General features: G+C 60.3%; 21 protein-coding genes and 1 pseudogene. 5 read left to right on the top strand and 17 right to left on the bottom strand.

Annotated features, from left to right (window positions below; genetic code table 11):
• Positions 1-16 precede the first annotated feature (16 nt).
• The 4 genes from smc to ACTHXA_RS12570 all read right to left on the bottom strand — a co-directional run bounded on the left by smc (position 17) and on the right by ACTHXA_RS12570 (position 6833).
• Positions 17-3532 (bottom strand): chromosome segregation protein SMC, encoded by a 3516-nt coding sequence (gene smc / locus ACTHXA_RS12585; RefSeq protein WP_441672885.1) that lies wholly within the window; start codon positions 3530-3532, stop codon positions 17-19.
• A gap of 140 nt (positions 3533-3672) precedes the next feature.
• Complete coding sequence (locus tag ACTHXA_RS12580; protein WP_441672883.1) at positions 3673-5196, bottom strand: HNH endonuclease; 1524 nt, start codon at positions 5194-5196, stop codon at positions 3673-3675.
• A gap of 243 nt (positions 5197-5439) precedes the next feature.
• A complete protein-coding gene (locus ACTHXA_RS12575) occupies positions 5440-5721 on the bottom strand; it encodes a GntR family transcriptional regulator (RefSeq protein ID WP_441672881.1) in 282 nt (93 codons plus the stop codon).
• Positions 5712-6833, bottom strand: coding sequence for a DUF4232 domain-containing protein (locus ACTHXA_RS12570; protein ID WP_441672879.1), 1122 nt, complete (start codon positions 6831-6833; stop codon positions 5712-5714). Before ACTHXA_RS12570 ends, ACTHXA_RS12575 begins: the two co-directional genes overlap by 10 nt.
• Before the next feature lie 316 nt (positions 6834-7149).
• On the opposite strand from ACTHXA_RS12570, the gene ACTHXA_RS12565 reads away from it, so the two are divergent.
• Both ACTHXA_RS12565 and ACTHXA_RS12560 read left to right on the top strand, forming a co-directional pair.
• On the top strand, positions 7150-7467 hold the full coding sequence (locus tag ACTHXA_RS12565) for a nucleotidyltransferase family protein (RefSeq protein WP_441672877.1): 318 nt from the start codon (positions 7150-7152) through the stop codon (positions 7465-7467).
• A 294-nt stretch (positions 7468-7761) separates the two neighbouring features.
• Entirely contained in the window at positions 7762-8517 is a 756-nt protein-coding gene (locus ACTHXA_RS12560) for an ABC transporter permease (RefSeq protein ID WP_441672875.1), read from the top strand.
• On the opposite strand, the gene ACTHXA_RS12555 is transcribed toward ACTHXA_RS12560, so the two are convergent.
• Both ACTHXA_RS12555 and ACTHXA_RS12550 read right to left on the bottom strand, forming a co-directional pair.
• Entirely contained in the window at positions 8498-8899 is a 402-nt protein-coding gene (locus ACTHXA_RS12555; RefSeq protein ID WP_441672873.1) for a type II toxin-antitoxin system VapC family toxin, read from the bottom strand. The genes ACTHXA_RS12560 and ACTHXA_RS12555 overlap by 20 nt on opposite strands.
• Positions 8896-9126, bottom strand: a complete 231-nt coding sequence (locus ACTHXA_RS12550) for a FitA-like ribbon-helix-helix domain-containing protein (protein ID WP_441672871.1) — start codon at positions 9124-9126, stop codon at positions 8896-8898. Before ACTHXA_RS12550 ends, ACTHXA_RS12555 begins: the two co-directional genes overlap by 4 nt.
• 121 nt (positions 9127-9247) lie before the next feature.
• On the opposite strand from ACTHXA_RS12550, the gene ACTHXA_RS12545 reads away from it, so the two are divergent.
• On the top strand, positions 9248-9676 hold the full coding sequence (locus ACTHXA_RS12545) for a hypothetical protein (protein WP_441672869.1): 429 nt from the start codon (positions 9248-9250) through the stop codon (positions 9674-9676).
• A 122-nt stretch (positions 9677-9798) separates the two neighbouring features.
• Positions 9799-11208, top strand: a complete 1410-nt coding sequence (locus ACTHXA_RS12540; protein WP_441672867.1) for an AAA family ATPase — start codon at positions 9799-9801, stop codon at positions 11206-11208.
• A gap of 65 nt (positions 11209-11273) precedes the next feature.
• Here ACTHXA_RS12540 and ACTHXA_RS12535 read toward each other — a convergent pair whose 3' ends face one another.
• The 8 genes and pseudogenes from ACTHXA_RS12535 to ACTHXA_RS12500 form a co-directional block, all read right to left on the bottom strand.
• Positions 11274-11831 carry an OsmC family protein gene (locus ACTHXA_RS12535; RefSeq protein WP_441672865.1) on the bottom strand — a complete coding sequence of 186 codons (558 nt, stop codon included), beginning with the start codon at positions 11829-11831 and terminating at the stop codon, positions 11274-11276.
• 111 nt (positions 11832-11942) lie between these two features.
• Positions 11943-12203 (bottom strand): type II toxin-antitoxin system RelE family toxin, encoded by a 261-nt coding sequence (locus ACTHXA_RS12530; RefSeq protein ID WP_441672863.1) that lies wholly within the window; start codon positions 12201-12203, stop codon positions 11943-11945.
• Positions 12194-12442 carry a type II toxin-antitoxin system Phd/YefM family antitoxin gene (locus tag ACTHXA_RS12525; protein ID WP_441672861.1) on the bottom strand — a complete coding sequence of 83 codons (249 nt, stop codon included), beginning with the start codon at positions 12440-12442 and terminating at the stop codon, positions 12194-12196. Before ACTHXA_RS12525 ends, ACTHXA_RS12530 begins: the two co-directional genes overlap by 10 nt.
• A gap of 2 nt (positions 12443-12444) precedes the next feature.
• Entirely contained in the window at positions 12445-13044 is a 600-nt protein-coding gene (locus ACTHXA_RS12520; protein ID WP_441672859.1) for an addiction module protein, read from the bottom strand.
• Between the two features lie 169 nt (positions 13045-13213).
• Positions 13214-14005: a CPBP family intramembrane glutamic endopeptidase gene (locus tag ACTHXA_RS12515; RefSeq protein ID WP_441672857.1), complete on the bottom strand. Its 792-nt coding sequence runs from the start codon at positions 14003-14005 to the stop codon at positions 13214-13216.
• A 153-nt stretch (positions 14006-14158) separates the two neighbouring features.
• Positions 14159-14302, bottom strand: a pseudogene (locus ACTHXA_RS12510) (zinc finger domain-containing protein); the annotation flags it as partial.
• Between the two features lie 50 nt (positions 14303-14352).
• Positions 14353-14643 carry a type II toxin-antitoxin system RelE/ParE family toxin gene (locus ACTHXA_RS12505; protein ID WP_441672855.1) on the bottom strand — a complete coding sequence of 97 codons (291 nt, stop codon included), beginning with the start codon at positions 14641-14643 and terminating at the stop codon, positions 14353-14355.
• Positions 14640-14873, bottom strand: coding sequence for a type II toxin-antitoxin system ParD family antitoxin (locus ACTHXA_RS12500; RefSeq protein WP_441672854.1), 234 nt, complete (start codon positions 14871-14873; stop codon positions 14640-14642). Before ACTHXA_RS12500 ends, ACTHXA_RS12505 begins: the two co-directional genes overlap by 4 nt.
• Before the next feature lie 195 nt (positions 14874-15068).
• On the opposite strand from ACTHXA_RS12500, the gene ACTHXA_RS12495 reads away from it, so the two are divergent.
• A complete protein-coding gene (locus tag ACTHXA_RS12495) occupies positions 15069-15653 on the top strand; it encodes a hypothetical protein (protein WP_441672852.1) in 585 nt (194 codons plus the stop codon).
• 13 nt (positions 15654-15666) lie between these two features.
• On the opposite strand, the gene mutM is transcribed toward ACTHXA_RS12495, so the two are convergent.
• Genes mutM through rpmF form a run of 3 tightly spaced genes read right to left on the bottom strand, consistent with a single transcriptional unit; the run spans position 15667 to position 17513 of the window.
• Positions 15667-16563 (bottom strand): bifunctional DNA-formamidopyrimidine glycosylase/DNA-(apurinic or apyrimidinic site) lyase, encoded by an 897-nt coding sequence (gene mutM, locus ACTHXA_RS12490; RefSeq protein ID WP_441672851.1) that lies wholly within the window; start codon positions 16561-16563, stop codon positions 15667-15669.
• A 2-nt stretch (positions 16564-16565) separates the two neighbouring features.
• On the bottom strand, positions 16566-17306 hold the full coding sequence (rnc, locus tag ACTHXA_RS12485; protein WP_441672850.1) for a ribonuclease III: 741 nt from the start codon (positions 17304-17306) through the stop codon (positions 16566-16568).
• Positions 17307-17309: 3 nt separating this feature from the next.
• On the bottom strand, positions 17310-17513 hold the full coding sequence (gene rpmF, locus ACTHXA_RS12480; RefSeq protein WP_441672848.1) for a 50S ribosomal protein L32: 204 nt from the start codon (positions 17511-17513) through the stop codon (positions 17310-17312).
• Between the last annotated feature and the right edge of the window lie 245 nt (positions 17514-17758).

Here is a 17758-nt window from a genome sequence, read left to right as displayed (position 1 = left end):
CCCATGGTAGGCGGCGCTACTCGCGCACACGCTGACCGACCACGGTGGAGACACCATCGCGGTGCATCGACACACCGTAGAGCGCATCCGCAATCTCCATCGTGCGTTTCTGGTGGGTGATCACAATGAGCTGACTCGACTCCCGAAGACTCTCAAAGACCTCGAGCAGGCGCCCCAGGTTAGCGTCGTCGAGCGCGGCCTCCACCTCATCCATGATGTAAAAGGGGCTCGGACGTGCCTTGAAAATTGCGACGAGGAGCGCGACCGCTGCGAGCGAGCGTTCGCCACCGGAGAGCAGTGAAAGCTTGTCGATCTTTTTGCCGGCGGGTTTCACCGCCACTTCGATACCGGTGAGAAGCAAGTTCTCGGGGTCGGTGAGGGAAATATCCCCGCTTCCGCCGGGGAAAAGGATCGGGAAGACCTCGTGGAAAGCTTCGCGGGTGTCGGCGAATGCTTCGGCGAAGACCGTGCGCATCCGCTCATCGATATCCGACACGATCTTCATGAGGTCCGCGCGGGTGGTCTCGAGGTCCGAGAGCTGCTCGTTGAGATAGGCGTGGCGCTGTTCGAGTGCGGAAAACTCTTCCAACGCAAGCGGGTTGATGCGACCGAGCTGCGACATTTCCTTTTCCGCTTGCTTGAGCCGCTTTTGCTGCTCGGCACGATCGAAGACCTCCCCGTCTTCGTAGCTCTCCGGCCCGTACTCGTCGAGAAGTACCTCTTCCGCCAGCGAGAGTTCGCTGGCGGCTCGCTCCAAAAGGTTAGTGAGCTGCATTTTTCGCTCGTACATTTGCAGCTCGAGATTGTGGACGTCTTCGGTGATGACATTGAGCCGTTTGCGCAGCTGCGATTCGCGCTCACGCAGATCGAGGAGTTCTTTGTCCTGCGCCTCGCGTTTTCGCTCGGCCTCGGCGAGCTCGGTGCGTGCTTCCGTCAGGCTCCGGTCGATTGATTCGAGCAGCACCGGGATGCGTGCGATGATCGCGAGCACACGCTCATGTTCCGCCCGTCGCAGCACCGTCTCGCGGGCGGCCCGGTCCGCGGCTTCGCGTTCTGCCTCGCGTTTACGTTCGAGTTCACCGATCCGCAGTTGTTCTGCGCGCAGTCGTTCGCGGAGTGTTTCCACCGCGAGTCTTGCCTCTACCTCGGCCTCGCGGCGGGTTTCTACGGTCGCAGCAAATTCGCCGCGCTTCGATCCATCGAATATCGGACGGGGCTGCGACTGGTGAATCTCCAGCGCCGATTTCGCCTTGGCGGCGCGTTCCTCCACCTCGGCGATATTCTGCGAGGCGAGTTCCTTCGCCTTTTCTGCGCGCCCAAGTTCACCCTTCGCGGATTCCACTCTGGCGCGGGCCCGGTTGAGCGCTTCGCGTCGTGCTGCCAATTCCGCGTCGAACCCGCGAAGATCCGCGAGTGCGGCTTCCGCGGCAGATTTTGCCGATTGCAAGGATGCGCGGCGCTCGGCCCGTTCAATTGAGCGCGCGTCGAGCTCTTTGGTTACGCGTTCAAGTTCGCTTGCGGCCCGGTCGCGTTCCGCAAGCAACTCGATGCGGCTTGCGCCACCCGCGTCGTTTTCGGAATCGCTCGTTGCGGTGAGGGTGCTCGAGGTGAGGACTGCACCGTCGCGGCTCACAAGCGCTGAGCCCTGCGGCAGTGATTCGAGCACCGCGCGCGAAATGTCGCGACTCGGAAGCGACTCCACGATCAGCGTTCGTGCGAGCTGTGCGGTAATGGCCGGGACACCTCGGATGAGTTCTGTCGCGGGCTGCAGCGAAATGCCGTGCTGCTCCCCTGTTTTCCGCACGTCCGCAGCGAAATCTGCATCCTCACGTGCGCCCGAAAATTCCGCCACCAGCTGGACTCGACCGTCCGTCCTGCCCTCAGCCACGAGTGCAAACGCAACCTCGTCTGAGGAAGTGAGCACCGCATCCGCCGCTTCACCGAGTACCGCCGCGATCGCTGTTTCAAAGCCGCGCTCGACGCGCAGCTTGTCGCTGACTCGGCCGACAATGCCCTCTTGTGCGCTCGCCAGGAGCGCTTGGGCACCGTCACGAACCTCGGATGCGAGCGAAAGCGCTTTGCGGCGGGCATCGAGTGAATCGCGTTCTCGTTCGAGATCGTGAATCGCATCGCGCAATTCGTCCATCTGTGCCTGCTCGCTCGTCACGAGGTCCTGTGCCTGCGCATAGCGGTCGTCGAGCCCCGATGAGTCGACCTCGCTCGCTTCCGCTTCGCTTTCAACCTCGACGAGTTCTTGTTCCGCAGTGTTCAAACGGTCCGCAGCCGAACGCAGCGAGTTCTCGCTACGAAGTACCTCGCCGCGGACTCCGGCAAGACGTTGTGCTGCCGCATCCGCTTTGCCCTTGAGCTCGGTGGAGAGCAAGTCGTGCTTCGAAAGCAGGGCAGACTGCGCCGCGATCTCTTCGTCGAGGGCGTCGAGTTCCCTTCGTGCCGCGGCGGTGGCCTCTTGCGCGTGCTGCCAGGACGCTTCGGCCTCGGACCCGCGGCGCTGCAGATCGGTCACTTCCTCACGAACCGCAGTGATGTCCGCATCCGATACCGAAACCGTCACGGCGGGCTCTTCGAGTCGAGACCGAAGCATTGATTCCCGCTGGCCCGCCAGCATTTGGAAGTTGCGGAGCCGTTCGCGGACACTTTCGAGGTCGAATGCCACGCGACGTGCTTTGTCGACCGCGTCGCCGCGCTGGGCTTGCTGGAGCTGCTCGATCCGTTGGAGTGACTGATCGAGTTTCTCTTGCAGCACGAGGCGCTCGGTGGAACGTTCCTGTTCTGTGGCGGATGCGCGACGCAGCTGGTCGCGCAGGCCCACGACTTCGTCAGCGTAGAGGCGCGCTTTGGCGTCGCGAACGATTGCGGCGATCCCTTGCGCTTTGCGTGCGACCTCGGCTTGCCGCCCGAGTGGTTTCAGCTGCCGGCGGACTTCCGTCACGAGATCGCGGAGCCGCTGCAGATTTTGCTCCATGCCCTCGAGCTTGCGCACCGTTTTCTCTTTGCGTCGACGGTGCTTGAGGATTCCGGCCGCTTCTTCGATGAAACCGCGCCGCTCTTCGGGAGTCGCACGCAAGACGGTGTCGAGGCGACCTTGGCCGACGATGACGTGCATCTCGCGCCCAAGACCCGAGTCACTGAGGAGCTCTTGCACGTCGAGGAGACGCACTTGTTCGCCGTTGATGGCGTACTCGCTGCCGCCCGAGCGGAAGAGCGTCCGCTTGATGGTGACTTCGGTGTATTCGATGGGCAACGCACCATCCGCATTGTCGATCGTGAGGGCAACTTCGGCGCGTCCGAGCGGTCCGCGCGTTGCGGTACCGGCGAAGATGACGTCTTCCATTTTCCCGCCGCGGAGCGTCTTAGCGCCCTGCTCTCCCATGACCCAGGCCAGCGCATCCACGACGTTCGACTTACCGGAGCCGTTTGGCCCAACCACGCACGTCACCCCGGGCTCGAACTCGAGCGTGGTCGGTTTCGCGAACGACTTGAAGCCTTTGATCGTCAAGGTCTTCAAATGCATGGTTTTGCTTTCGGTTCGCCGCGGATGTTCCCGGTGGGCAGTTTGCGGGAGTTGGATGCATGAATCCTACCGGCGCGCCTGCCGCTGATCGGCCATTTGGTGCGGAGTTCTGTGGGTTGGGCGTCGAGAACACCTTCAAGTCAGAATGGCGGCGGAGTGTCGTCCCATAGCGGCCGGTCGTTTTCATCCGCCCAATTGCTGTCAGTGGGCACACTGGCAGAATTTTGTTCATCGCCAAATTGCGACTCTCCCCCATCATGGCAGTCGGCTGCGGTGCCATTGATCTTGGGGTGGAACCTCGGACCGATCGGTTCGGGTGCAGTCGCCACGATTTGTCCGAGAGGTGTTTGCCACTTGAGGACGCCACCGCCGAGGTTGGTGACCGACCAGGGCTTTTCGTGCTTCTGCACATGATGCCCGCGACACAAGTGCGCGAGATTCTGCTCGCTTGTCGCGCCGCCGTCGATATAGGGCGTCGTGTGGTCAAGATCCGACAACGCCGCCGGACGGATGCAGCCGGGGAACCGGCAAGTACGGTCGCGAACCTGCAAGAATCGCCGGAGGCTCGAGTCTGGGCGGTAGGTGTCCACACATGTGGTGTGCCCGGTGACCGGATCGGTAAGCACCCGCTCGAACGAAGTCGCTTCGCCAGCAAGCTGGCGGGCCTCAGTAAAACTCATCGGCAACATGCCATCCAACAACGCTGGTGCGGTTCCATCCACTCGACCCGCCAACAACGTCAGAGCGGGGACAGTGATACTCACAACCGCGCGCACATTCGACGCACCCGGCGTCGCACATAACAGAGTCTCCGCGAATACGTCGGCGCGGATCTGCACGACTGTGCGGGCATCCGGCGCGAACACAGCCGGTGCTGCCGCGCCAGCGACCCTAGCCGCACGGACCGCGGCGGCGTGGTCCTCGGTCGCAGCCGCGTCGAACTCACGCTGTTCCCGGGCCCGCTTGTCGAGCAACTGCCCGATGGGCGCCGCGATCTCGCTCGGCAAGTAGGCATTCAATACCGCCATGCCGAGGCCGTCGTGGCGAATCCGCACCGACCGCTGCGCACGGGCTCGCTCATGCGCAGCCTCGAAAGCCTCAGCGGCGATCGTGCTCGCAGCCCGCTCCGCGAACCGCGCAGTTTGACCGGGGGTGTGCGAGGACGCGTACTCGAGCACTTGTGCCCCATAGGCCGGAAGATGACTATCGTCGAGTGCCCGGCTGTGCTGGAGCATCGCCGTGACATGGCGCATGTCCACGAACCCGGCTTCGAGCGCTTCCACCCACGACAGAAACTTCGTAACGAGCAGGTGGGCGTCAGCGGCGCGGTTGCGCAGCGATCGGTCGGAGTCGTGAGTCGCGACCGCGAACTCACCAAGTACCGAGGTGAAGTGCCACGAGAACACCTGCTCGTCGCTTCCGCGCACATGCGCAGGCGACGCAATCGTTGCTTGGGCACGCTCCCACGCAATGCCGTATGCGGTACTCAAGGCACGGATCATCCGCCCCTCACTCACACCACGCGCAGTGTATGCGTCACCAAACTCCGACAGGGCGGACTTCAGCTCACCAGCGCGGAGCGCATCCGCGTCCGTGCGCCGGCCACGGTTCTCCCGCGGACGGTCCCGACCGACGTTATCTGGGTCGTCGTGGTTGATGGTCATTTGGTGTCACCCCCTCGTGTGGCAGCAAACTCAATGTCGAACTTTCACCCGACTTCTTGCATTCAATTTTAGCGAACATATATTCGAGTTGTCAACCACTATTCTTCGAATCTTTTATCGAATGCATTAGCTTGCCGAGGCCTGCGCACGGTGTCATTACGGTAACCGGGGCCTCCGACGTTAGCTGCTTGTAGCGTCTCGTTGTCGTCCCACCCACCAAGCAAACCAAGCGGCACCGACGAATTAGCGCGTACTTTCTTCTTCGGGCCAGATCGCGCGCAATATGCGAACAGTCTCGTCCAAGCTCGTACCGGAGCGAACACTGTTGTCAACTAACTCGCGCGCGGCAGTCAGCACCGAACGCTGAACTGCCCCAGCGCCTTCACTTACTCGAGTGCCGAGCGCCTTGTAAGCCTTCGCGACCGTACCCGGCGCAACGTCTAGATCCTTCGCGAGTTGCCTGACCGAAGGAATGCGCTCATGAGCCGCAAGCTGCCCCGTGGAAACCAGATCGCCTACTCGCACCTTTGCCAGGCCGTGACATACACCGTCGCCCCGGGAACGATGTCGTGTGTGACGCCCCAATTTAGCCGCTCAGCGCCCGGGTATGCCGCCGCCCACAAGCTTCGAGCCGCGAGGCTACCGTGCACCGAATTGGCATCCCACCCCAAGCTCGCCGCCGCTGAATCACCCGGCTCAAGGGTGATCGGCACCGGACCCGGATCTTGCGCCATGAACGAGTCGCCGTGCTCAATTTGCACATCCAATAGGTGGCCGTTTTGATCACCGAACGCGACATCCGGGTAGCCCTCGACGGTGCAGGGCGCATCCGAGGTATTGACGAGTTGCAGTTGCTGCACTCGATGCCCAGTCGCGGCATCCGCACTCGGTGCCATGATCGTCGAGTTCGCGGACGTGCACGCGTCAGCTGGCGCCGGCGTTGTCGATGGCACCACAGTCGGTACGGGCTCCCCGGTGGCATCTGGATCGCGCGGTGCAGCGCCCGCTGGATCGGCATTCGCGAGCGCCTCGGCTTCTGCTTCTTCTTGCTCTCGTAGCAGTTGCGCCTGGGATGCGTCACTCGCGCCGTGCGCCACAAACGGCAGCGCAACTGCGGCACATATCGCGATTGACGTGACTGCGAAGAGACTGACCTTCGGGTTGTTCTTGGTACGGTCGCCTTCGGCCCGGCGGCTCGAAGCCGCGATGAGCCCGGGAATCCACCCGACCAGCAAGGCCCAGAACACGATCTGCGGCGCGGATTCCATCATGTTTAGCGAACCGCGGATGCCGAGAATGCCAACCCAGGCCACAAATCTCCCGAGGTCGAGGACGCCACCAACCAGACAAGCCGTAAGCACCGCAGCGAGCCATCCCGTAGCAAACGAGACACGCGAGCGGGACGCGAGCAGCGACACGATCGCTGTATACCCGGCGAAGACGACCAGCACTGTCAGCGCGTGAACCGCGACCACCCACCCCAAGGGGAGGCCAAAATAGGTGCCAGTCAGCGGCGATGGAATCAGCCGGGCCACGGTCGTTGCGGCACCACCGGCGAACTGCAAGGCATACGATCCGAGACCGAACAAGAGCCACAATGCTGCAAAGACTCCTGCCGCGATCATTCTGCGTTGCACAGTGATCCTCACTCGATCGGCTTCCTGCTCATCGCCAAACGGCCACTATCGCTCAGGATAGGTTAGTGAGTGTGGACCAAACCCTCGACCCAATCCGCATCGTCATCATGTGCCTGTGCATGGCGTTGCTCGCCGGGAACTGGATGCATGAATCCTACCGGCGTGCCTGCCGCTGATCGGCCATTTGGCGAGGAGTTCTGTGGATGGGAGTGGAGATCGATAGCAATGTAACTGCTCATCGTTTGTCTGACTCCGCACAATTCGGTAGCCGCGGCAGAAACGCGTCCCAAGACGCAATACTCGTTAGAATTGCGATATGGGTACACCGACGCTGATGCCACGAGAAGCGATCGCAGCGCACCGCAGCGATATCATTCGTGCGCTGAAGACGTTCGGAGTCCGCAAGGCTGGAATATTCGGGTCCACGGCGCGAGGCACTGATCGACCTGGCTCAGATATCGACCTCATCGTCGAGTTCAGGCCCGACTCGAATCGAGATTTGATTCGATTGTCCGAGGCGTTGACCGAAATTACTGGACTTTCGGTTGATGTCATCGACTCCCAACAAGTGTTTGACCGATACGAGAAAACTGGAATCGGTAGCTCGATCCTGCGCGATACAGTTCCCCTATGAGCGCGAACCACCGCGAGACAATTCTTGCGCTTGGCGCGGAGTTAAGACGCGCAGACGAAGTTTTCGAATGATTGGTCCAATAAGCACCTACGAGACTTGGAATAATCACTAGAATTGCCGAGCTAACGAAATGGCTTGTATTTCACGAACCACTCGCGTATTCAATTGGATTCTGTCTCGCTCAATCGCGACAAACAGCAGCGCACTCAACGCTCGCTTGCCAGGCAATTAGTACAGCGTCACCCAGGTCAGGCGCACCACTCGGACTGCCCAGTCCACGTTAGGTTAGTGAGTGTGGACCAAACCCTCGACCCGACCCGCATCGTCATCATGTGCCTGTGCATGGCGTTGCTCGCCGCCGGCATTCTGTGGCGCGCGAAAGTGCCGCTGGGTTGGGAACCGGTCGTAGCGATTGTTCGCGCCGGTCTGCAACTCGCGGTCCTCGCACTCATTCTGTCGTTCATCATGACCAATGTCGGGTGGGTATTCGCCTGGCTCGGGGTCATGCTTATCATCGCGGTGTTCACAGCGGCGAATCGAATCGGGATGAGCGCCAGAGTGTTACTTGCGGTCGCGTTGTCGATCGCAAGCGGCGTAACCGCAGCGATCGGAATAGCATTCGGCACCGGCACGATTGAATTAGGAGCGCAGTACCTCCTCGCGGTCGGCGGTATCGTCATCGGCAACGCGATGACTGTGACGACACTGTCGGCGCGGCACCTCCGCGAACAACTCGCAGACCATCGCGGCGAAATCGAGGGGTGGCTCTCGCTCGGCGCAACGAACCGTCAAGCGACCGCGAGGTTTCGTGCTGCCGCAGCGAAACTCTCGCTCATCCCGTCCATCGACCAAACGAAAACCACCGGGCTCGTGACGCTTCCCGGTGCCTTCACCGGCGCCGTCTTCGCCGGCGCAAGTCCGATCGACGCGGGGCTCTTTCAACTTGTCGTCCTCGCAGGGCTACTCCTCAGTGGCGCGATCGCCTCCATCATCATCGGCGAAGTGCTGGGCTCCCCGGCGCAAGTGCCAGTTAGTTCGACCCCGCGATAATGACTTGTGCTCGATGCCCTGGAGCACGAGCCAATCGTTCATCAGTAGTCAGCAGCGGTGCGTCAAGAAGCTCGGCAAGTGCCACATAGCTCGCATCATAAGCGGTGAGGTTTTCCCGGAGTTCCCACACACGATTGGCGACCAATGAATGATCGAAAAATTGAATGTTTAGGTCAGTGAACAGTGCTCGCCCAGTATTCGCGCTTGAAAGCGAGGACAGCTGGGCCGCGACGCGGCGACGCATGACCTGAAGCACTTCAATAGTCAACAACTCTGGTGCCGCGAGGCGCCATCCCGCCCGTTCAACTTCTTCTTGCACAGCTTTGGATTGCGGAAGTGCGAGTAAGAGTTCGATCGCTGCCGAAGTATCGAGAACAATCAATGGATATCTCGTTCAGCACGCACCGAATCTGCCGCAGTCTCGCCGTTATATGGTTGCGGCTCGCGACCATCTAGACGCTCTTTCAACTCCTGCACGCTCGGTACCGCTACTGCATCGCTCAATTGGCGAAGCGCAAACTCCGACAATGTTATTCCTTCTTGTGCGGCCCGCATTTTCAGCTTTCGATGCAATTCCTCGGGCACATTTCTCACTTGAATCATTGACATGTTTCAAGCATGCGAGCATCACCATTACATGCGCAAGCCTTCACCTGAAACTCACATGTTTCAGCGGCTCTGTAGGATCAGGGCCGCAGGTTTCCCCACAACGTCAAGGAGTTCTTCGCGGATGGCGCCGACCGATGGAAAGTCCCGAACGAGCCGCACGCAACTGAAATGGGCCGCAGGACTTCAGTTCGCGCAGGGCGTGCTCATGGAAGGACTGCCCTTTATCGGGCTTTTTGTCATGCTCGCAATGGGTATCGATGCCGGGATGCTTTCGCGCGGATTTTCCTTTATCGTCCCGTTCTTTGACGACCACCTGTACCTCATGATGGCGATCAGTGGCGTCTTCGTGGCCCTACGCATCCTCGGATCAATCGGGGTACTTCGAAATCGGCAGTGGGGCTATGTACTGTCACTCATTAACTGCACGGTCACCTTGGCACTGATGATGTTCATGCTGCCTGCTGGCATGGTCGACGGCATCCTTTCGGGCGGCGCACTCGTGCTGCTCCTCATGGCGAAATACGGTCGGACGCCAATTCTCGAGGACTAGCAGCAGCCGATAGCCGAGCAATCTCAAACCTCGAGGTTTTTCGCTGCGTGGACCGGTAGCCGGCAGGGCTCGGTGCATGCCAGCCCTGCTACCGTGAGCATCCGGTAGACGGAAGGCCGCGAATGGACGAACAAGACCGGGAAATAATGCGGGCCGTTGCCCGCTACCTCGAACGCGTGAATGCGCTTGGTCAGCAAGAATTGCTCCCGAAACGCACTCCCCTCGGCGATATCGTGAGCGATCACCTCGGCGCGGATGCGTCGCAAGTCGCGGTCGTGCAAGAAGATATTGCTGACCACCGTCTCGTGGATGCGGATATCGCATTGGATTTGATCGCCGCCGAAACGAACGGTGAACTGCTTGGCGTCGGCGGAGGTGAGCAGCGTCACCACATGGGCATGGCTGAGCTGATCAGCAACCCGCACGTGCCCTTCCCGATAGGACCCGTGGATTATTCTGAGCGGGCAACCGGGCCGACGACGAACCGTCGGGTTGTCTCGATGGGTGTGCGCCTGCTCGCCCATGACGGACAGCCAATCGCGCTCACGCAGCGGGCCGCGGCTCCGGAACGAGGGCGCAAAAGCGCGGGTCTCGAAGTGATGGGAACCGACCCCAGTGTCGTCTCTGCGTTCCTGTCACACTTGCGTGCCCTAATGCTCGAGCACAGCGTATTGCGCGGCCAGGTGTTGTCTTTCACACCAACTGAGTACGGCCGCGGCGATGCGGGTGCGACTTTCCTCCAGCGCCCGGATGTGTCCTTGGAGGATGTCATTCTGCCGGAAGGAATCCTCGACGAGGTCGTCCAACACGTCGTCGGGATTGGCGAACATCGCCAACTCTTGCTCACCGCGGGCCAGCACCTCAAACGCGGAGTGCTGCTGTATGGACCTCCGGGAACGGGCAAGACACTCACGGTGCGTCACCTGCTGTCGAGGTCGATCGAGGCGACCGTGATTTTATTGACTGGGACGAGCATCCAATTCATCAGCACGGCTGCCGAGATCGCGCGGACCTTTTCGCCTTCGATCGTGGTGTTGGAGGACATCGACCTCGTGGCGATGGAACGGCACCATTCGCCGCAACCACTGCTGTTCGAAGTCCTTGAGGCACTCGATGGCCTGGATGGTGATGCCGACGTTGCGTTCGTGATGACCACGAACCGGGTGGATGTGCTCGAACGTGCCCTCGCGCAACGACCGGGCCGGGTGGATCTCGCAGTGGAAATTCCGCTGCCCGAGCTCGACGAACGGACACGGCTCTACCGACACTATGCGCGCGGTCTGAACTTCTCGGAGCGGGCCCTCGTCGAAGCGGCCGAACGTACGGACGGGGTAACCGCATCCTTCGCCAAAGAATTGGTCCGCCGCAGCGTCTTGCTCGCAGCCGCCCCCGACGAAACCGCAGGTGACGCACATTTGGAACTCGCGCTCGAGGAGCTGTTGAGCGCGCGAGGTCAGCTCACGCGCCAAATGCTCGGTGGCGATCCGGATGCGGGCACGGAGGACTCGAGCGACGACTGGCACTCTTACTGATCGCGAATCTTAAGCTGCGAAAGCCGCGCTGTGAGCGCGGCTTTCGCAGCTTGAAACTGAAGGAGTCAAGCCTTCGTGACGGTCACCTCGACCGGGGTCGGGTTCGCGAAGAGGTCAAATACCGGGCAGTTCTCATCAACGGCAACGCGGAGTTCTTCGTAGCGCTCCTGGGTTTCCGGTCCCGTGATCTCAACATTAAGGCGAACGCCGCTGAATCCGGGGCGGACCGAAGGGTCCTTCCCGAGCAAACGAGCCGCGTCGAGATCACCTTCAGCAGTGACCTTGATTTCATCAACCTGGATGCCGAGGTTCTGTGCGTAGAGGCGGTACACGACGGTCTGACACCCAATGAGTGCGCCGAGTGCGTATTCGACCGGGCTCGCACCGACGTCATCACCCGCGAGCGCGGCCGGTTCGTCGACCACGAACTCGTGCTTCCCTGAGGTCACGCGAGTCGCAACGGCACCTTCGCCGAAACCGGTGACGCGGTACGTGAGTTCTGAAGAGGAGCGCTTCGCGTCGATGCGGTCGCTCCAAGCTTGACCTGCCTCGGTGAGACGCTCGGCACGGTCGTCTGCGGAGATTTCAGGAATTTCGGTGGATGCAGTGAGTGTAGTAGTCATGCGGCCACGCTAACCAGTGTCCGAATGACTGTCACCGAAGTATGCAACTCGTCGTCATACCGCGTCATCGCAGGTAATTTCTTTGCGCGAGGGCCCAGCCTGTGCCTGAGCTCAACGGTAGATCTCCCTGCGGTGTCCAACACTCACCACAACAACGAGCAACACATCGTCTCGAACGGTATAAATAATCCGATAGTCGCCAACGCGCACCCTCATCCCTTCGCGGCCACGGAGAGCAACTGCTCCTGGCGGCCTTGGGATTTGAGCCAACAACGCTATGGCACCTTGGATACGCTTCCGGTGGTCCGGATGAACTTTGCGTAGCGCGCGGAGTGCAGCGGGACGAACCTCAATGCGGTAACTCACGCCCATCCCAGATCAGCTTTGACCTCGTCCCAGGGGATATTTTCCCCCTCTTCGTTCATCGCTTCATCGAAGGCAACAGTGTCTTCGAGCTCTTCTGCAGCCTCCGTGAGGCGCTCAAACAATTCTGGCGCAAGCATCACTACTTGACGTTCGCCACGCTTTTCAATCATGACAGGCTCGGTCTGAGCCATGCGAATTGCATCAGCAAAGTTCTTACGTGCGTCAGAGGATGCCAAGGTAGCCATGCTTATATCGTACATTTCAGAGTTTGAAACGTACAGGGTCCCCGAGTCGAAACGACGCGGTTGCTGCATTGACAGGTCAGTTGCTCACGCGGTGCGACCAGTAGCCGGGCTTGCGCGCCTCGTGCGCGTAGGCAAGCACGAAGACCTCTTTTCGCGCGGACGGTGTAAACGAGCCGGTAAGGGAACTTGCCGAGGTGCCATGTACGTACCATCGCCTCGTCCGGCCACCGAAGAATCAGCTCCGCCGCGGATTCGGCCGCGTCGATGAACTCGTCACCCAGCGTTCCGTCGCCGATCTCGTCGTAGCGCCGGTGGGCGTCCAGGAAGTCGGCACGAGCCTCAGGATGCTCGCTCCAGTCAAGGTTCATCCGCGCCGTGCAGCCGATCGCGCGCGCGATGGCGATGGTCTCACGGCCGCTGACTGGCGTAACCTCGCCGTTGGCAAGATCATCAAACCTGCGGTCGATCGTCTCGTCCCAGGCGGCATCGATCTCTGCCTGGGCTGTCCGATCGACCTGCTGAAGCGCGAGCGCGGCAATCTCGCGCTCATCGGCGTCGAGGCTCTTGCCCGCTTCAATGCAGTCAGACAGCTTCGGAGTCATGCCCTTATTGTACGGCGACGCACGGACGTCGACCATGCGTGCAGCTTATTCATGGTTACAGCAGCGTCTGCTCAATGCAACCGTTCTGAGACGGGTTGTCGCACCAAGCGAGAGTCGAGTGGACCACTCGCAAATCTTCGGGCAATCGCACCGAGATAGGTCGGTCAAGTCACTGGGTTGGAATCACGCCCGTGAGTTGCAGAATCGGGAAAACGATCGCGGGTGCGGCGAGCATAATGTTGATGATCCAATGCGCGATCACGATCGGGAACAGCCGCTTTTGCTTCCGCACAATGATTGCGGCGGCAGCACCCCACAGCGTGAAGGCAACGAAGAAAACCAGCATTCCAGGTGGCGTCGCGGCGAAGGCCATGTGCTGCACGCCAAATAGAATCGACGTCGCGATCACGGCGAACACGCCGCCGTGTTTTGTCGCGATACCGTCCATGCCATAGCCGCGGTAGACGAGTTCCTCGGTCGGCGCATTAATGAGCATGAACGGGATGACCGTGATGATCGAAATCACCAGCAACCAGAGCGGTGCGATGTCGGAAGTCGCTTCCGGGTTCACGAAGATTGTCTCGAAGGCAGCCGGAGCGTCCGCGCCGTACATCAAAAACACCGTGCCAGAGACCCCGACCATAAACGGTGTGTTCACGACGACCAGCCACAACAATCCCCAGAGGATGTCCCGACCGATCTTGCCTCGGCGGATACCTAATGCATCCCGCAATGAAATGCCTTCGCGACGATAGAGTCGCAACACGAGCCACAGGCTAAGCAGGTTAACGGGGAGCAGGCCAGCGGTCGCCCAGACCATGCTCGGCGGGAACCCAGGGGTATCGAAAAATCCGGCGAGGATGGCCCACATCACGACTGTTACGATCGCGATCGCGGCGAGACGAGCAGCTAGCAGCCCCCACGCGAGCGCGGGACGACTGGCGACTGTCTTCCTTGACATGATTCGAGGCTAACGAATTTTGATCAACGGCCTCTCAGCCGATAAGTGTTCAAGACTTCTTCGCCGAGATGAATACAGCGAAGTCAAATTCTTCGGCTGGGCCGCTTTCTTCTAATGATGCCATCTGCACAAACCGAATAGGTTATTGCCGCATTACTGCCGCATGCGCTGACACCGCGGGCAGCGATACGACGACCGATTCGCAAATGGCTCGCGCTGGATCGCGGTACCGCAGCGCGGGCAAGCTTCGCCCTCGCGGCCGTAGGCCTGCAGCGATCGCGAAAAGTACCCCGACTTCAACACTTATGCACGTTCATGTCCGAATACGGCCGATACTGCCCAGTGCGCTAGAAGTCTCTGCTTGGATCCATTCGCTGATGCAAGATACGGATCACATCAACGCCGAGTTCTGACGTGACATAGAACACCAAATGGCTACCGACCGCATATCGACGATAGCCCTCTCGAATCTCATCGCATGCCTGACCGCGTTCTGGCTGTTCTGCAACACGTTCGATCGCGGCTTGGAGTTCGCCAATATAGGTGTCAGCTTGCGATACATCCCAGCGTTCGGCGGTGTAATCCCAAATCGATGAAAGATCATGCCGCGCCGCAGGAGTGAACCGAACGATGCTCACGATTTCTTCGCGGCAATGAATGCGTCGAAGTCAAACGGCTCAGGCTCACCACTCGCTTCGCCAGCAAGGAGCGCTTCTCGCAGAGCCCTCATCTGAGTCTCTCGATCTTCGAGCAGCCTCAGCCCAGCACGCACCACCTCGCTCGCTGACTTGTAACGCCCACTCTCAACTTCTCGTGCGAGGAATCCTGCGAAATGGTCATCCAAGCTGACCGAGGTATTGGTTGCCATGCGACGAGTATACCAATAATTGGTAATGTCGACCGAGGTTATCCGCAGGTCTCAGAGTCGCCACCGACGCTACTGAGAGGAGCGAGCGGATCAAACATCGCACCGAGGGGCTGCCGAGCACCGTACGGCAGTGATTGTTTCGATTTCTGTCAACTTATGGTTGACGCGACAGTCAACCAATGGTTGACTTTCTTCATGGACAACTTATTGAGAGCACTCAATGCGTTGCAAGACGCCGAGCAAAACCTGGCGAACGCTGTGGCTGCCGAACGGGCACTTGGAAAGTCATGGGCAGATATTGGCCGGCGCCTTGGCATCACACGACAAGCAGCATTCAAACGATTCGGAACTACAACGAACATCCTGACAGGAGAACAGATGACCCCCCGCAACCTCAATGAACCAAAACGTCTCACCGAACAGTTCTTCACACATGTTTCACGCGGTGAAGAAGAACTAGCCATGGGGATGATCCACCCAACAGCACGTAAAGAACTGCCCTGGACTGATATCGCTGAGGTTTGGAACCAGTGTTTGACCGAATTCGGCAGCCTCGAATCAATCACCAAGACCTATGTCACCTACCCCGGCGGCATATCCCCGCTCAACGAACTCAGCGAAATGAGCGATGGCAAGCTTCTCGGCATCGCCGTTGGAGTCACCGCCCTACGCCAAGAGGCTGGCGAGGTTATGGGACGGGTCGCGTTCGACCAAGATAACGCCATCGTCGGGGTGCTCTATCTCCCAACCGACACGAAGGCTGCAGATCTCCCATTCTGACGAAACCCAGTGATCAGCGCTTCCGCTGACAGCGGGGGCAGCGATACGAAGATCGGTTCGCAAATGGCTCGCGCTTGATCGCGGTGCCGCACCGTGGGCAGGCTTCGCCCTCGCGGCCGTAGGCCTGCAGCGATCGAGAAAAATACCCGGACTCACCGTTCACATTGACGTAGAGCGAATCGAAGGAGGTGCCGCCCTCTTCCAGGGACTGCGCAAACACATCCTGCACGTGCTCGAGCAGTTCGGTGATTTTGCGTGCCGAAACAGTAGCCGCGGGCTGCGCCCAATGCAATCGTGCTCGCCACAGTGCCTCGTCGGCATAGATATTGCCCACGCCCGAGATGATCGCCTGGTCAAGCAGCGCCGCCTTGATACCGCGTTTCGTCGATCGCATCCGGAGCGAGAAGAGCTTGCGATCAAAGAGTGGATCGATCGGGTCACGAGCAATGTGAGTGACCTGGCTCGGGATGCGTTCGGTCGCGGCATCCACGGGAGCCACAAGTTCGTCGACGGCAAGCGATCCGAAAAGCCGCTGGTCGATGAACCGCAGCTCGTACTCCCCCGCCGGCCCTTCGACCCGCATCCGAATCCGCAGCTGCTTGTCCTCGGGCGCGCTGAGCGTGCGCACCAGCATTTGGCCGCTCATCCCCAGGTGGGCAAGAAGCGCATCCTGCGGCCGGGAATCAGCCTCAAACCCCGCCAGTGGCTCCAGCGGCACCCAAAGAAATTTGCCACGCCGGCTGGCCGGCAACAGCACGCGCCCCTCGAGGCGCGACACGAAATCGAGCGGCGTACCGCGGTGTCGCTTGAGTGCGCGTTCGTCGAGCACCTCAACAGCGCTAATCGTCGAACCTGCGACGGCAGCTGCGAGGCCCTGACGAACCACCTCCACTTCGGGCAGTTCGGGCATCGCTATTTGCCCTTGGCGGGTGTTTGGCGCAGTTCGGTCCAGGCAGCGAGTGCCGCGGCAATTTCAGCCTGCTTCTTACTGCGGCCTTCTCGCTTCGCTTCGACGAGCAACTTCTCGCGGCACGAAACGCGCACGATCGCGGTAAACACACGCTCGTGGTCCGGGCCTTCGCCCGTGACTTCGTAAACGGGCACATCGCCGCCGCGTTCCAAGGAGCACTCAATGAGGGCTGTTTTCGGATCCATCTCCGCGCTGAGCCGATCGATATCGGCGAGGTAGGGACGGATAAGGCGAAGGATGAGGTCGGTTGCGACCTCGAATCCTGCCGAGAGGTGAGCCGCCCCGAATACCGCTTCCAGTGCATCCGCAAGAATCGAATCTTTGTCGACCCCGCCGGTGAGGTGCTCACTGCGACCGAGCCGCAGAAATGGCCCCAACTCGATTTTGCGAGCGATATCGGCAAGTGTCACAGTCGACACCAGTGCGTGGTGTCGACGTGAGAGTTCGCCCTCGTGAGCCTCCGGAAACTCGTCAAAGACGAGCCTCGCGGCAGTAAGCCCGAGCACCGAATCGCCAAGAAACTCGAGTCGCTCGTTATCGGGCGCTTCGTCGTGCTCGTATGCCCACGAAGAGTGTGTCAGCGCGAGGTCGAGCAATTCTGGAACGAAGTCGACCCCGAGTGCCTGTGCCAGCGGAGCTGGGTCGGCAATCTCGGGGTCGGACTTCTTGGTGCGTGTGGTCACTGACTATGCGTCGGCGACTCGACGGCCCTTGTACTCGTAGTGGAGCGGGGTGCCGTCAACGTCTTCTACGAGCTTCGCGCGGTGCGGGAGGCTGTAGGTAACCTTGCCGTTTTCAACGGTCTTGATGAGCGTGGGGGTCTTGGCCTTCCACTGCGAACGGCGCGAACGGGTGTTCGAGCGGCTCAGTTTGCGCTTGGGGACTGGCATGGTTGCCTTCCTGTTCTATGAGTTAATGTCTGCTTCCGCGAAATGGCTTCGCAATCGGTGCGTGCCTCGCGGGCGATGGGGCTCCACCGCGCATCGGTCAAATGACCGGAGCGGGCTGAGTCAAGAGGTCTCGAAGCGTGAGCCCTACACCAACGAGCAAGTCTACGCGAGAAACGAACACCGCGCGACCCCGCGCGTTGACTCATAAGAAACCTCCGCGTAGCTCGATACGTTGCCTCATTTGA

The sequence above is a fragment of the Gulosibacter sp. genome, assembly GCF_052090685.1.
In the GTDB taxonomy this organism is placed as follows: Bacteria; Actinomycetota; Actinomycetes; order Actinomycetales; family Microbacteriaceae; genus Gulosibacter.
The sequence above is the reverse complement of the archived record's forward strand: the minus strand, read 5'-3'. Positions and strand labels throughout refer to the sequence as shown.

Bases quoted from the DNA above. Each gene is read 5' to 3' on its own strand.
- smc (WP_441672885.1), bottom strand. From the start codon at position 3,532: ATGCATTTGAAGACCTTGACGATCAAAGGCTTCAAGTCGTTCGCGAAA.
- ACTHXA_RS12580 (WP_441672883.1), bottom strand. From the start codon at position 5,196: ATGACCATCAACCACGACGACCCAGATAACGTCGGTCGGGACCGTCCG.
- ACTHXA_RS12565 (WP_441672877.1), top strand. From the start codon at position 7,150: ATGGGTACACCGACGCTGATGCCACGAGAAGCGATCGCAGCGCACCGC.
- ACTHXA_RS12550 (WP_441672871.1), bottom strand. From the start codon at position 9,126: ATGTCAATGATTCAAGTGAGAAATGTGCCCGAGGAATTGCATCGAAAG.
- ACTHXA_RS12545 (WP_441672869.1), top strand. From the start codon at position 9,248: ATGGCGCCGACCGATGGAAAGTCCCGAACGAGCCGCACGCAACTGAAA.
- ACTHXA_RS12540 (WP_441672867.1), top strand. From the start codon at position 9,799: ATGGACGAACAAGACCGGGAAATAATGCGGGCCGTTGCCCGCTACCTC.
- ACTHXA_RS12535 (WP_441672865.1), bottom strand. From the start codon at position 11,831: ATGACTACTACACTCACTGCATCCACCGAAATTCCTGAAATCTCCGCA.
- ACTHXA_RS12530 (WP_441672863.1), bottom strand. From the start codon at position 12,203: ATGGGCGTGAGTTACCGCATTGAGGTTCGTCCCGCTGCACTCCGCGCG.
- ACTHXA_RS12525 (WP_441672861.1), bottom strand. From the start codon at position 12,442: ATGGCTACCTTGGCATCCTCTGACGCACGTAAGAACTTTGCTGATGCA.
- ACTHXA_RS12520 (WP_441672859.1), bottom strand. From the start codon at position 13,044: ATGACTCCGAAGCTGTCTGACTGCATTGAAGCGGGCAAGAGCCTCGAC.
- ACTHXA_RS12515 (WP_441672857.1), bottom strand. From the start codon at position 14,005: ATGTCAAGGAAGACAGTCGCCAGTCGTCCCGCGCTCGCGTGGGGGCTG.
- ACTHXA_RS12500 (WP_441672854.1), bottom strand. From the start codon at position 14,873: ATGGCAACCAATACCTCGGTCAGCTTGGATGACCATTTCGCAGGATTC.
- ACTHXA_RS12495 (WP_441672852.1), top strand. From the start codon at position 15,069: ATGGACAACTTATTGAGAGCACTCAATGCGTTGCAAGACGCCGAGCAA.
- mutM (WP_441672851.1), bottom strand. From the start codon at position 16,563: ATGCCCGAACTGCCCGAAGTGGAGGTGGTTCGTCAGGGCCTCGCAGCT.
- rpmF (WP_441672848.1), bottom strand. From the start codon at position 17,513: ATGCCAGTCCCCAAGCGCAAACTGAGCCGCTCGAACACCCGTTCGCGC.